Here is a 13,168-nt window from a genome sequence, read left to right on the forward strand (position 1 = left end):
GCCGCGTGGGGGCATGGCATGATGGGCGCCTTACCGGGCAGCTACACTTGACGCTGTTTTTCAGCCCGTGTTTCGCCCACGGCGCCGACCGGCATGTTCCGGTCGCCGCCCGCCTTCCGCGCCCCGCCACAGGAGAACATCTATGCTCAAAGGAAAAGTCGCAGTCGTCACCGGTTCCACCAGCGGGATCGGCCTGGGTATCGCCACCGCGCTGGCCGCGCAGGGCGCCGATATCGTTCTGAACGGCTTCGGCGACGCCGCCGAGATCGAAAAGGTGCGCGCCGGCCTGGCGGCCCAGCATGGCGTCAAGGTGCTGTATGACGGCGCCGACCTGTCCAAGGGCGAGGCCGTGCGCGGCCTGGTCGACAACGCGGTGCGCCAGATGGGCCGCATCGACATCCTGGTCAACAACGCCGGCATCCAGCACACCGCGCTGATCGAGGACTTTCCCACCGAAAAGTGGGATGCCATCCTGGCGCTGAACCTGTCGGCCGTGTTCCATGGCACCGCCGCCGCGCTGCCGCACATGAAGAAGCAGGGCTTCGGCCGCATCATCAACATCGCCTCGGCCCACGGCCTGGTGGCTTCGGCCAACAAATCCGCCTACGTCGCCGCCAAGCACGGCGTGGTCGGCTTCACCAAGGTGACCGCGCTGGAAACCGCCGGCCAGGGCATCACCGCCAACGCCATCTGCCCGGGCTGGGTGCGCACCCCGCTGGTCGAAAAACAGATCTCGGCGCTGGCCGAAAAGAACGGCGTCGACCAGGAAACCGCCGCGCGCGAATTGCTCAGCGAAAAGCAGCCGTCGCTGCAGTTCGTCACGCCTGAACAACTGGGCGCCACGGCCGTCTTCCTGGCCTCCGATGCCGCCGCGCAAATCACCGGCACCACCGTCTCCGTCGATGGCGGCTGGACGGCGCGCTGATCAAAGGAACCTTCGAATGCTGTTTCTGCTTTCCCCCGCCAAGAAGCTGGACTACGACTCGCCGGTGCACGTCGAGACGCACACCCAGCCTTTGTTCGTGGACCAGGCCGCCGGCCTGATCAAGGTGCTCAAGACCAAGACCGCGGACGACATTGCCGAACTGATGAGCCTGAGCCCGGCGCTGTCCGAGCTCAATGTGCAGCGCTATGCGCATTGGAAGCGCACCTTCACGCAGGCCAATTCGCGCCAGGCCGTGCTGGCCTTCAACGGCGACGTCTACGAGGGCCTGGAGGCTTCGACCCTGTCGGCCAAGCAACTGGACTGGGCCCAGGAACACGTGGCCATCCTCAGCGGCCTGTACGGCGTGCTGCGGCCGCTCGACCTGATGCAGCCCTACCGCCTGGAAATGGGCACGCGCTTGGAAACGCCCAAGGGCAAGAACCTGTACGAGTATTGGGGCAGCGGCATCGCCGAGTACCTGAACGAGCGCCAGGCCGGGCAGAAGGCGCCGGTCATCGTCAACCTGGCTTCCGAAGAGTATTTCAAGTCGGTCGACCTGAAGGCGCTCAAGGCGCGTGTGGTGCAGTGCGTGTTCCAGGACTGGAAGAACGGCGCCTGGAAGATCATCAGCTTTCACGCCAAGCGCGCGCGCGGCCTGATGGCGCGCTACGCCATCCTGCACAAGGTGTCCAAGCCCGAAGGCCTGCACGGCTTCGACCTGGAGGGCTACAAGTACGACGCCTCGGCCTCGACCGAGGACAGGCTGGTGTTTCGCCGCAAGCTCTGAGCGGGACGCGGGTAGCGCGGAAAACCGGCCCCCGAAAGGGCCGGTTTTTTTGTTCCCGCGAAGCGCGGCGGCTCGATTCAGGCTGGCGCCGCGACCGGCGGCGCGTGCTGCGGATCGGCCAGCGCCAGCAGTTCCTGGCGGATCATGTGCGCAGCCTTGATCATCTGCTTGACGGGATAGACCAGCGCCGCCTGCTCGCCTTCGGTGTCGAACTGGGTCGGCAGGTCGGCGGGGGGCTGCGCGCGGTTCTCGTCGAGCAGGTCGACCATGCCGGCCAGCGCCCGCTGCACCGCCTCGGGCGTAGCCGGCAGCGCGGCCAGGATGGGAATGGCGGCGGTGATCTGCGAGGCCAGCACGTGGTTCTGGATCAGCAGGTTGTTCAGCTCGGGCACGCTGACCTGGTGCGACTTGGGCTCGCTCATCATGCGGTAGAAGGCCTCGGCGAAATTGCTGAAGGCGATGTGCACGTTCTTGCGCGCCAGGCGCCAGGCCAGGTCGGCGTCGGTGACCGCCGGGGTGGCGTCTGCGGCCGCGCCCACCGGGGCGCCATGCGCCTGCATCGCTTCCACGTAGCGCATGCCGGCCACCAGGTACTCCCGGTTGGCGCGGGTGGCCGCCGCGGCCAGCGGCTTGAGGTAGCGCGCCTCCCACCAGGGCAGGATGTAGCTGCACACCAGCGCCAGCGCGCAGCCGATCAGCGTGTCGATGGCGCGTTCGCCGATCACCGCCATCGACACCGTGCCGGGCGAGACGAAGTGGAACACCAGCACCACGAACAACGTATTGAAGATGGCGCTGGCCATGTAGTTCAACTGCACCATGCTGTTGCCCATGATGCAGGCGCCCAGCAGCACCGCGAACAGGATGGCGGGCTTGTCGGTGACGTTGAACAGCAGCAGCGCGCAGAGGCAGCCGATCAGCGTGCCCATCAGGCGCCAGCCGTTGCGCTGGCGGGTCAGCGCGAAGCCCGGCTTCATGATGATGACGATGGTCAGCATGATCCAGTAGTTGTGCGCCGAGAACGCCGGCGACAGCCAGCGGCTGGCCAGCGTCATGGCGATGGCGGCCGCCGCCGTCACGCGCAGGGCGTAGCGAAAGTGCGGCGAATCCAGGCGCAGGTTGCTGGTCAGCAGGCCGACCCGGAATTCCTGGCGCGAGATGAAGCGCGTCAGCGATTTGTTGATGCGCAGCACGTCGGTGGGCTTGGCGTGGGGCGAGGCGGCGGTGTGGTCGGCGAGCCGGTCGACGATGCGGGCCGAGTTGCGCAGCCGGCGCAGCACCTGCACGATCAGCGCCAGCATTTCGGGCTCGCGTTCGCCCAGGCCCTGTTGCTTGAGCTGTTCGATCTCGTATTCGATGGCGCGCAGTTCGGCCTTGGCGCTGCTGCGGTACTGCACCTTGCGGCCGCGCGACACGTCCAGCGCAATGCGGTTCAGCTCCAGCGACATCTTCACCAGCGCGTCGCGCATGAACATCAGGCAGTCGTTGCCGGCCAGCGCGCGCCGCAGGGCCGCATAGTCGGTGTGGGTGGCCACGAGCGTGTCCAGCAACTGCAGCATGTCGACGAACATGTTCCAGAGCATCACGCGGTGGCGGTCGCCCAGGCCCTTGCCGCGGGGCAGTGCGCGCAGCACCATGTCGCGCGCGGCCTGGTGCTTTTCGGTCATGACCGACTGGCGCTGGATCAGGGTGCGATAGGCCTCGTCCAGGTCGGCGGTCTCGTCGTAGAAGGCGGCGCGCGCGGCGACATAGTCGGCGGTGGCGAACAGCGCCACCGACATCGCCTGTTGTTCTTCCCGCAGCCAGAACAGCCGTGAAAATCCCAGACTGAACGCTACGTAGAACAGCGCCCCGCCCAGCGTCGCGGCGGCGTGCGCCAGCACCTCGTGCGGTTCCAGCGGCGAATGCATGGTCAACGTCATCAACAGCAGGCCGGCAAAGCCGATCAGGCCGCCGCGCTTGCCGAACACCGTGAACATCGAATAGACGAAGCACTGCGCGATGACCACCAGCCAGATCAGCACCGGGTTGGTCGAGGCCAGGCCGGTGATGATGACGGTCAGCGTGCCCAGCGCCGCGCCGCCCAGCATCTCGTTGGTGCGGTGCCGCTGCGGCCCGCCGGGTTGGTCGATGATGGCCAGGCATTGCGCCCCGAAGGTGGCCACCAGGCCGGTGGTGTAGTGACCGAACAAGCCGCCCAGCACCAGGACCGGCAACAGCATGCCGACGCCCTGCCGCACTCCGCCGAAGAAGTAGTGGCTGTAGAGAAAACGGCGAATGCTGGCAATGCGCAGATCCATGGGCGGCGGGACTCGAATCCAGGTGACGCGTCAAGTATAGAGAGGCCGGTCGCGTTTTAGGGGCCAGATGGTTACCAGACTTTCCCGCATGGCGCGGCGCGACTTCCGTGCAACGTCCGCGAAACCTCGATTTGCTACGTTTGACGCAACGCGGTAAATTGCTCCACTTGCGCCGGTCTGCCTATCCGAAACCGGCGCGATGAGGCGGATGGCCAGGGTCACCTCCCAGCCATCTTGCAGCAGACCTATTTGCCGTTGGCCGCGCCACAAGCGTGTGTTGCCAAGGCTTCCATTTCGACCTCCAGCGTCCCCCAGGGGCGTTTGCACTGCGTTCTGTCGAACGTATGTCGGGTCGGCAGGGTGTCCGGGTGGCGTGGCTCCGTGAGCCGCTAAGCGCCGGATCATGTTGCCGTAGCCGGCATGGGTTCCGTTGCCGCCGTATCCGGGCGCGCAGCAGTCAGGGTTGCAGGGCCGGTTTTGAAAGGAATGACAACATGGAAATGAATGGCGCCGATATCGTCGTGCGCTGCCTGGCCGATGAAGGCGTGGAACACGTTTTCGGCTACCCTGGCGGCGCGGTGCTCTACATCTACGACGCGATTTTCAAGCAGGACAAATTCCAGCATATCCTGGTTCGTCACGAGCAAGCCGCCGTGCACGCGGCCGATGCCTATTCGCGCTCGTCGCAGAAGGTCGGCGTCTGCATCGTGACCAGCGGTCCGGGCGTGACCAATGCCGTCACCGGCATCGCCACCGCCTACATGGACTCCATCCCCATGGTCATCATCAGCGGGCAGGTGCCCACTGCGGCCATTGGCGAGGACGCCTTCCAGGAATGCGACACCGTCGGCATCACCCGTCCCTGCGTCAAGCACAACTTCCTGGTGCGCGACGTCAAGGACCTGGCCGAAACCATGCGCCGCGCGTTCTACATCGCGCGCACCGGCCGTCCCGGCCCGGTGCTGGTGGACATCCCCAAGGACATCACCGTCGCGCAGTGCAAGTACACCCCGCCCAAGGGCGAGATCTCGATGCGTTCCTACGCGCCCGTCAACAAGGGCCACCAGGGGCAGATCAAGAAAGCCGTGCAGATGCTGCTGGCCGCCGAGCGGCCGATGATCTACACCGGCGGCGGGGTCATCCTGTCGAACGCCGCGCCCGAGCTGAACAAGCTCGTGTCGCAACTGGGCGCGCCCTGCACCAGCACCCTGATGGGCCTGGGCGGCTTCCCGGCCAGCAGCGGCCAGTTCGTGGGCATGCCCGGCATGCACGGCACCTACGAGGCCAACATGGCGATGCAGCACTGCGACGTGCTGCTGGCAATCGGCGCCCGTTTCGACGACCGCGTGATCGGCAATCCCAAGCACTTCGCCCAGAACGCCCGCAAGATCATCCATATCGATATCGACCCGTCGTCGATCTCCAAGCGCGTGCGCGTGGACGTCCCGATCGTCGGCAACGTCAAGGATGTGCTGGCCGACCTGAGCGCGCAGTACGAGGCCGCCTCGGCCGAGCACAAGCCGGCTTCCATCGCCAAGTGGTGGGACCAGGTCGAGACCTGGCGCGGCAAGGAATGCCTGAAGTTCGCGAATTCGGACGAAGTCATCAAGCCGCAGTTCGTGGTGGAAAAGCTCTGGGAAGTGACCGGCGGCGACGCCTTCGTCACCTCCGACGTGGGCCAGCACCAGATGTGGGCCGCGCAGTACTACAAGTTCGACAAGCCGCGCCGCTGGATCAACTCCGGCGGCCTGGGCACCATGGGGGTGGGCCTGCCGTACGCCATGGGCGTGCAGATGGCCAATCCGGGTCATGACATCGCCGTGATCACCGGCGAGGCCTCGATCCAGATGAACATCCAGGAACTGTCGACCTGCGCCCAGTACCGCCTGACGCCCAAGATCGTCTGCCTGAACAACCGCTTCCTGGGCATGGTCCGGCAGTGGCAGCAGATCGACTACGGCTCGCGCTATTCCGAGTCGTACATGGATTCGCTGCCCGACTTCGTCAAGGTGGCCGAGGCCTACGGCCACGTGGGCCTGCGCATCGAGCGCCCGGCCGACGTCGAGCCGGCGCTGCGCGAAGCGTTCGGCAAGCACAAGGAGCGCCTGGTCTTCCTGGACTTCATCACCGACCGCACCGAAAACGTGTGGCCGATGGTCAAGGCCGGCCGCGGGCTGACCGAAATGCTGCTCGGCTCTGAAGACCTGTAAGGAGGCCACCATGAAGCACGTGATTTCCGTCCTCCTCGAGAACGAGCCCGGCGCGCTGTCGCGCGTGGTCGGCCTGTTCTCGGCGCGGGGCTACAACATCGAGACCCTGACCGTGGCGCCCACCGAGGACGCCACACTGTCGCGCATGACCATCGTCACGACCGGCTCGGACGAGGTCATCGAGCAGATCACCAAGCACCTGAACCGCCTGGTGGACGTGGTCAAGGTCGTGGACCTGACCGAAGGCGCGCACATCGAGCGCGAGCTGATGCTCGTCAAGGTGCGCGCGGTCGGCAAGGAACGCGAGGAAATGAAGCGCATGGCGGATATCTTCCGCGGGCGCATCATCGATGTGACCGACAAGTCCTACACCATCGAATTGACCGGGGTGCAGGAAAAAGTACAGGCCTTCCTGGAAGCCCTGGACCGCAGTGCCATCCTGGAAACCGTGCGCACCGGCGTGTCCGGCATCGGCCGCGGTGAACGGATTCTGAAGATTTGACCGGCCTTCCAGGCCAAGCCGCACCCTACATACGAACCAACGAATATCCAAGATATCTGGAGCACCCCATGAAAGTTTTCTACGACAAAGACTGCGATCTCTCCCTCATCAAAGGCAAGACCGTTGCCATCATCGGCTACGGCTCGCAAGGCCACGCCCACGCCCAGAACCTGAACGACTCGGGCGTGAAGGTCATCGTCGGCCTGCGCAAGGGCGGCGCTTCGTGGGACAAGGCCGCCAACGCCGGCCTGCAGGTCAAGGAAGTGGCGGAAGCCGTCAAGTCGGCCGACATCGTCATGATGCTGCTGCCCGACGAGAACATCGCCTCGGTCTACAACAAGGAAGTGCACGCCAACATCAAGGCGGGCGCCGCCCTGGCCTTCGCCCACGGCTTCAACGTCCACTACGGCCAGGTCGTGCCGCGTGAAGACATCGACGTCATCATGATCGCCCCGAAGGCCCCCGGCCACACGGTGCGCAACACCTACAAGCAGGGTGGCGGCGTGCCCCACCTGGTGGCCGTGTACCAGGACAAGTCGGGCGCCGCGCGCGACGTGGCCCTGTCGTACGCCAGCGCCAACGGCGGCGGCCGTGCCGGCATCATCGAAACCAACTTCCGTGAAGAAACCGAGACCGACCTGTTCGGCGAACAGGCCGTGCTGTGCGGCGGCACCGTCGAACTGATCAAGGCCGGTTTCGACACGCTGGTGGAAGCCGGCTACGCGCCCGAAATGGCGTACTTCGAGTGCCTGCACGAACTGAAGCTGATCGTCGACCTGATCTACGAAGGCGGCATCGCCAACATGAACTACTCGATCTCGAACAACGCCGAATTCGGCGAGTACGAGACCGGCCCGAAGATCGTCACCGACGAAACCCGCAAGGCCATGCGCCAGTGCCTGACGGACATCCAGACCGGCGAATACGCCAAGAAGTTCATCCTGGAAAACGCCGCCGGCGCCCCGACGCTGACCTCGCGCCGCCGCATCAACGCGGAATCGCAGATCGAAGTGGTGGGCGGCAAGCTGCGCGCCATGATGCCCTGGATCGCCGCCAACAAGCTGGTGGACAAGTCCAAGAACTGATTCCGGTTTCCGCGCGGGGTTTGCGCCCCGCGCGCGCCGGCGGAAAGCGGCATGCCTGCGAGGGCATGCCGTTTTTCTTTGCGCAGAATGTGCGCGAAGGCGGGCGCGCCACGGGGAGCGCGGGCGGGCTTAGCGCGCCGGCGGGGCCGGATCGCGGCGGGCATGGCCCTTGCTGCGGCCCGTTGCGGGGCCAGATGAGTTAACCTTTCAATGTCTGTCGTAAGTAATTGAGACCATGCCCAATTTTTCCATGCGCGATTCCGAGAACCGCCACCGAAGCATCTACCTGCTGCCCAACGCATTCACCACCGCGGCGTTGTTCGCGGGGTTCTATGCCGTGGTGCAGGCCATGAACAACCGCTTCGAGGTCGCCGCCATCGCCATTTTCGTGGCCATGGTGCTGGACGGCATGGACGGCCGGGTGGCCCGCCTGACCAACACCCAATCGGCCTTCGGCGAGCAATACGATTCGCTGTCCGACATGACCTCGTTCGGCGTGGCGCCCGCGCTGGTGATGTACGAATGGATCCTGAACGACCTGGGCCGCTGGGGCTGGCTGGCGGCGTTCGTCTACGTGGCCGGGGCCGCGCTGCGCCTGGCGCGCTTCAATACCAATATCGCGGTGGTCGACAAGCGCTATTTCCAGGGCCTGCCGAGCCCGGCGGCGGCGGCATTGGTGGCCGGTTTCGTCTGGCTGGCGGTGGACAACAAGCTGCCGATCCACGACAGCGTGATGGCCTGGGTCGCGTTCACGCTGACCATGTACGCCGGCATCACCATGGTGTCCAACGCGCCGTTCTTCAGCGGCAAGAGTTTCGCCCTGGGCCGCAGCGTGCCGTTCTGGGGCATCCTGCTGGTGGTGGCGGTGTTCGTGTTTGTGTCCAGCGATCCCCCGGTGGTGCTGTTCGGCCTGTTCGTGCTGTACGGCTTTTCGGGCTGGGTCATCTGGGCCTGGCGTTGGAACCGTGCCCGCCGGCTGCAGCAGGAGCGCCGCGGCCAGTCGTCCTGAGCGCGTCGCCCGCCAAACGAAAAACCCGCCTGGATGCAGGCGGGTTTTTTCATGGTGGCATCAGCGCCACATGAAGCGGTCATCGTCGTACATCGGGTCCGGGCCGGGATGGAAGTGCGTCACCCCGTTGCCGTCGCGGCCCATGTAGACGTACATCAGCGAATTCCAGACGCTGTTTTCCTTGTAGCGGTACGACCAGATCACCTCGCGTTTTTCGCCCAGGCCGGCCTGGTCGATGCGGGCCGGCGGGCCGAACTCGCAGCGCACGCGCTCGGGGCTCCATTGGCCTTGTTCCAGCACCTTGAAGTGGGCGTCGGTCAGCAGCGGCATGACGCGGTCGACGCGTCCGTCGGCGCCGACGTTGGCGCCCCAGGCATACTGGCCCATGGGTTGCTGCGTCCAGATCACGCGGCGGCCGCCGTTGGCCTGCGGGCATTCGAAGTTGGGGCGGCCGAACTGGGCCTGGACGTCGGCCAGGGGCGTGCCGGGGGCGACCTGGGCCAGGTTGGCGCAGGCGCCCAGGCTGGCGAGGGCCGCAGCGGCCAGGGTGGTGCGGGCAAGTTTGTAATAATTCGACATATTGTTGCTCCTGTGGCCTCCCGTCGAGTCGGCGGCGCGACTCACGGCGGCGGGGCGGTGGCGTCACTGGGGTAATTCTAGCGAATCGGCTATAATCAGCAGGCTTTATCAAGTGTATTGATTTTGCAAGATGCTTTGCGCCGGCAACGGGGCTGGCTGGAGCGGGAGCAAATAAGGCGCCAAACCTTGTTCTCCGGCATTTCCAGGGTGGTCCCGAAGCAGCAGTGAGAACGCAACAACGCTTATCGCCGGCCGCGATTTTTTTCCAAACCACGTCAGGGCGCCTCGGCCCTGTCGCATGTCCGAAGAGGTCATCAATGTCTGTAGCTGACATCAAGAAATCCGATATCGTTGCGCAGTTCCAACGCGCTCAAGGCGATACCGGCTCCCCCGAAGTCCAGGTGGCTCTGCTCACCGCCCGTATCAACGAACTGACCGGTCACTTCAAAGAACACATGAAGGACCATCACTCGCGCCGCGGTCTGCTGCGTATGGTCAGCCGTCGCCGCAAGCTGCTCGACTATCTCAAGGGCCGCAATCCCGATTCGTACCGCGCACTGATCGAAAAACTCGGTCTGCGCAAGTGATCGACGGGGCTGGCTCCCCATGACGCAACCGTGGTCGGTGCGACGCATGTCGCGACGGCCACGGTTTTTCATTTGTAAGGAATAATCGTCATGTTCAATAAAGTGACTAAATCGTTCCAGTACGGCCAGCACACGGTCGTCCTGGAAACCGGCGAAATTGCTCGCCAGGCCTCCGGCGCCGTGGTGGTGTCGATCGAGGACACCGTTGTCCTGGCCACTGTCGTGGCCTCCAAGAAGGCCAAGCCGGGCCAGACGTTCTTCCCGCTGACCGTCGACTACATCGAAAAGACCTACGCCGCCGGCCGCATCCCCGGTGGTTTCTTCAAGCGCGAAGGCAAGCCGTCCGAGAAGGAAACGCTGACCTCGCGCCTGATCGACCGGCCCCTGCGTCCGCTGTTCCCCGAAGACTTCTACAACGAAGTCCAGGTGGTCATCCACACGCTGTCGGTCAATCCTGAAATCGACCCCGACATCCCCGCGATGATCGGCGCCTCGGCCGCGCTGGCCATCTCCGGCATCCCCTTCAACGGCCCGATCGGCGCCGCCCGCGTGGGCTACATCGATGGCCAGTACGCCATCAACCCGACCGCGTCGCAACTGAAGTCCTCGAAGCTGGACCTGGTGGTCGCCGGCACCGAAAACGCCGTGCTGATGGTGGAATCGGAAGCCGACCAGTTGTCCGAGGAAATCATGCTGGGCGGCGTGGTCTACGGCCACGAGCAGATGCAGGCCGTCATCAACGCCATCCACGAACTGGTCAAGGACGCTGGCAAGCCCGATTGGGACTGGCAGCCGCCCGCCAAGGACGAGGCCCTGATCGCCGCCGTCACGTCGGCCGCCCAGGAAGGCCTGAACGCCGCCTACCAGATCCGCGAAAAGCAGGCCCGCACCACCAAGCTGCGTGAAGTCTACGCCGACGTGTCGGCCAAGCTGAACGCCGCCGCCGCCGAAAAGGGCGAGCCGGCGCCGGACGCCGTCACCGTCGACAACATCCTGTTCTCGCTGGAATCGGCCATCGTCCGTGGCCAGATCCTGAACGGCGAACCGCGTATCGACGGTCGCGACACCCGCACCGTCCGTCCCATCAGCGTGCGCCTGGGCGTGCTGCCGCGCGCGCACGGCAGCGCCCTGTTCACCCGTGGTGAAACCCAGGCGCTGGTCGTGGCCACGCTGGGCACCAAGCAGGACGAGCAGATCATCGACGCGCTCATGGGCGAGTACCGTGATCGCTTCATGCTGCACTACAACATGCCTCCGTTCGCCACCGGCGAAACCGGTCGCATCGGCGTGCCCAAGCGCCGCGAAATCGGCCACGGCCGCCTGGCCAAGCGCGCGCTGATCCCGCTGCTGCCGGCCCCGGAAGACTTCCAGTACACCATCCGCATCGTGTCGGAAATCACCGAGTCCAACGGCTCGTCGTCGATGGCTTCGGTCTGCGGCGGCTCGCTGGCCATGATGGACGCCGGCGTGCCGGTCAAGGATCACGTGGCCGGCGTGGCCATGGGCCTGATCCTGGACGGCGGCAAGTTCGCCGTGCTGACCGACATCCTGGGTGACGAAGATCACCTGGGCGACATGGACTTCAAGGTCGCGGGCACCGAAAACGGCGTCACCGCGCTGCAGATGGACATCAAGATCCAGGGCATCACCAAGGAAATCATGCAAGTGGCGCTGGCGCAAGCCCGCGAAGGCCGCCTGCACATCCTGGGCAAGATGAAGGAAGCGCTGGACGGTTCGCGTGGCGAGCTGTCGGCTTTCGCCCCGCGCATGCTGACCATCAAGATCAACCCCGAGAAGATCCGCGACGTGATCGGCAAGGGCGGCGCCACCATCCGCGCGCTGACCGAGGAAACCGGCACCCAGATCGACATCTCCGACGACGGCACGATCGTGATCGCCAGCGTCGACGAAGCGCAGGCCAAGGAAGCCCAGCGCCGCATCGTCGAGCTGACCGCCGACGTCGAAGTGGGCCAGGTCTACGAGGGCTCGGTGCTGCGCCTGCTGGACTTCGGCGCCATCGTGCAAGTGCTGCCGGGCCGCGACGGCCTGCTGCACATCTCGGAAATCGCCAACTACCGCATCGCCAACATCAACGATGTGCTGAAGGTCGGCCAGCAAGTCCGCGTCAAGGTCATCGAGGCCGACGACAAGGGCCGTCTGCGCCTGTCCATCAAGGCCATCGGTGGCATCGAGCAGCAGCAGCCCGCCGCCGAAGCCGCGCCGCAAGCGGAACCGCAAGCCGAATAAGGCCTGCCTTTCCTGCTGGAGCAAACGGCGCCGCGAGGCGCCGTTTTTTTTGCCCGGGCGCGGCGCTGATTCATCTCCTTTCGTCTTTGAATCCCCGGTATCTCCCATCTTCGCACGGCTTACGGTAAAGTCTTGCGCGTGACACGAGCGCCGGCGCGGCGCAAGCCGGCAAGGCGCCAACAGGGGGGGATTCGGATGGATCGAGCATGACGCGAGGGCGAGGATTCGCCGCGGCGGCGGCCGTGCTGGCGGGGACGCTGCTGGCGGGATGCATGTCCGCTCCGGGACCGGGCCAGGGCTCGCCCAAGGGCGAGGGCATGTCGGCCGACCAACTGGTGCAGACCGATTTCAACCGTACCGTCACCCTGGAAGTGCGCGACAACCTCGCCAGCCTCTACAGCCTGCTGGACAAGCTCTACCGGCGCAATCCGCGTGAATGGCGCAAGACCGGCGCGCCGGATCACGCCACCGCGGTCTCGCGGGTCAAGCATGCGATCGAGGTGCGCATCCCGCCCGCCGACCTGGCCGGCCTGCACGACATCCAGATCCTGGCGGTGTCGCTCGATCCCAACTACAGCGGCGACCGGGTCGGGGCCTTCATCTACGGCCTGGCCGACACCATCATCGCCGCCCACAATGGCAAGACCCGCCTGTACGCCACCGACGCGCTGGACGGGCAGCGGGTCTACAATGCCGCACGGAACGTCGAGGCGGCGGCCTGGCTGCTGGCGTCACGCCGCAACAACCAGGGCGAACCGCTGCTGCTGGCCAACGAGATGTCGCCGCAGGCCACCAACCTCAGTTTCGAGCGCGAGTTCGGCGCCATCATCGGCCGGCTCGACCTGATCGCCAACCTGCTTGGCGAGAACTCGCGGCGCATCGGCATCAACTATGCGCAAGGGCTATTGCTGTTCAATTTCCTGCCGGTGCGCTAACA

General features: G+C 65.3%; 11 protein-coding genes. 9 read left to right on the forward strand and 2 right to left on the reverse strand.

The genetic code is table 11. The features are described 5' to 3' along the window. Window positions 1-142 precede the first annotated feature (142 nt). Window positions 143-925, forward strand: a complete 783-nt coding sequence (locus SB816_RS16270) for a 3-hydroxybutyrate dehydrogenase (protein ID WP_269873212.1) — start codon at window positions 143-145, stop codon at window positions 923-925. 16 nt (window positions 926-941) lie between these two features. Continuing rightward, complete coding sequence (gene yaaA, locus SB816_RS16275; protein WP_054501677.1) at window positions 942-1,712, forward strand: peroxide stress protein YaaA; 771 nt, start codon at window positions 942-944, stop codon at window positions 1,710-1,712. A 77-nt stretch (window positions 1,713-1,789) separates the two neighbouring features. Here the strand turns inward: yaaA and SB816_RS16280 are convergent, their stop codons facing one another. After that, window positions 1,790-4,012 (reverse strand): FUSC family protein, encoded by a 2,223-nt coding sequence (locus SB816_RS16280; RefSeq protein ID WP_410547285.1) that lies wholly within the window; start codon window positions 4,010-4,012, stop codon window positions 1,790-1,792. 440 nt (window positions 4,013-4,452) lie between these two features. Between SB816_RS16280 and SB816_RS16285 the strand changes: the two genes are divergently transcribed. The 4 genes from SB816_RS16285 (at window position 4,453) to pssA (ending at window position 8,818) form a co-directional block, all read left to right on the forward strand. Further along, window positions 4,453-6,222, forward strand: a complete 1,770-nt coding sequence (locus SB816_RS16285) for an acetolactate synthase 3 catalytic subunit (protein ID WP_258955720.1) — start codon at window positions 4,453-4,455, stop codon at window positions 6,220-6,222. 10 nt (window positions 6,223-6,232) lie between these two features. Further along, the gene (gene ilvN / locus SB816_RS16290) at window positions 6,233-6,724 is read left to right on the forward strand and encodes an acetolactate synthase small subunit (RefSeq protein ID WP_006217868.1); all 492 of its coding nucleotides are present in this window, start codon (window positions 6,233-6,235) and stop codon (window positions 6,722-6,724) included. Window positions 6,725-6,792: 68 nt separating this feature from the next. Next, window positions 6,793-7,809, forward strand: a complete 1,017-nt coding sequence (ilvC, locus tag SB816_RS16295) for a ketol-acid reductoisomerase (RefSeq protein WP_049071830.1) — start codon at window positions 6,793-6,795, stop codon at window positions 7,807-7,809. A 235-nt stretch (window positions 7,810-8,044) separates the two neighbouring features. Further along, window positions 8,045-8,818, forward strand: coding sequence for a CDP-diacylglycerol--serine O-phosphatidyltransferase (pssA, locus tag SB816_RS16300; protein WP_006389119.1), 774 nt, complete (start codon window positions 8,045-8,047; stop codon window positions 8,816-8,818). A 60-nt stretch (window positions 8,819-8,878) separates the two neighbouring features. On the opposite strand, the gene SB816_RS16305 is transcribed toward pssA, so the two are convergent. Then, window positions 8,879-9,397 carry a hypothetical protein gene (locus SB816_RS16305; RefSeq protein WP_054501674.1) on the reverse strand — a complete coding sequence of 173 codons (519 nt, stop codon included), beginning with the start codon at window positions 9,395-9,397 and terminating at the stop codon, window positions 8,879-8,881. A 317-nt stretch (window positions 9,398-9,714) separates the two neighbouring features. Here SB816_RS16305 and rpsO point away from each other — a divergent pair, with 317 nt between their 5' ends. The 3 genes from rpsO to SB816_RS16320 all read left to right on the forward strand — a co-directional run bounded on the left by rpsO (window position 9,715) and on the right by SB816_RS16320 (window position 13,166). Continuing rightward, window positions 9,715-9,984 (forward strand): 30S ribosomal protein S15, encoded by a 270-nt coding sequence (gene rpsO, locus SB816_RS16310; RefSeq protein ID WP_006223612.1) that lies wholly within the window; start codon window positions 9,715-9,717, stop codon window positions 9,982-9,984. Between the two features lie 90 nt (window positions 9,985-10,074). Then, entirely contained in the window at window positions 10,075-12,231 is a 2,157-nt protein-coding gene (gene pnp / locus SB816_RS16315) for a polyribonucleotide nucleotidyltransferase (protein ID WP_049071836.1), read from the forward strand. A 206-nt stretch (window positions 12,232-12,437) separates the two neighbouring features. After that, window positions 12,438-13,166 carry a hypothetical protein gene (locus SB816_RS16320; protein WP_064524633.1) on the forward strand — a complete coding sequence of 243 codons (729 nt, stop codon included), beginning with the start codon at window positions 12,438-12,440 and terminating at the stop codon, window positions 13,164-13,166. Window positions 13,167-13,168: the final 2 nt, after the last annotated feature.

Origin of the sequence: Achromobacter sp. SIMBA_011, from assembly GCF_046535435.1 — a bacterium.
GTDB classification, from domain to species: Bacteria; Pseudomonadota; Gammaproteobacteria; order Burkholderiales; family Burkholderiaceae_B; genus Achromobacter; species Achromobacter dolens.

Coding starts and splice junctions, on each gene's coding strand:
- SB816_RS16270 (WP_269873212.1), top strand. CDS start 143: ATGCTCAAAGGAAAAGTCGCAGTCGTCACCGGTTCCACCAGCGGGATC.
- yaaA (WP_054501677.1), top strand. CDS start 942: ATGCTGTTTCTGCTTTCCCCCGCCAAGAAGCTGGACTACGACTCGCCG.
- SB816_RS16280 (WP_410547285.1), bottom strand. CDS start 4,012: ATGGATCTGCGCATTGCCAGCATTCGCCGTTTTCTCTACAGCCACTAC.
- ilvN (WP_006217868.1), top strand. CDS start 6,233: ATGAAGCACGTGATTTCCGTCCTCCTCGAGAACGAGCCCGGCGCGCTG.
- ilvC (WP_049071830.1), top strand. CDS start 6,793: ATGAAAGTTTTCTACGACAAAGACTGCGATCTCTCCCTCATCAAAGGC.
- pssA (WP_006389119.1), top strand. CDS start 8,045: ATGCCCAATTTTTCCATGCGCGATTCCGAGAACCGCCACCGAAGCATC.
- SB816_RS16305 (WP_054501674.1), bottom strand. CDS start 9,397: ATGTCGAATTATTACAAACTTGCCCGCACCACCCTGGCCGCTGCGGCC.
- rpsO (WP_006223612.1), top strand. CDS start 9,715: ATGTCTGTAGCTGACATCAAGAAATCCGATATCGTTGCGCAGTTCCAA.
- pnp (WP_049071836.1), top strand. CDS start 10,075: ATGTTCAATAAAGTGACTAAATCGTTCCAGTACGGCCAGCACACGGTC.
- SB816_RS16320 (WP_064524633.1), top strand. CDS start 12,438: ATGACGCGAGGGCGAGGATTCGCCGCGGCGGCGGCCGTGCTGGCGGGG.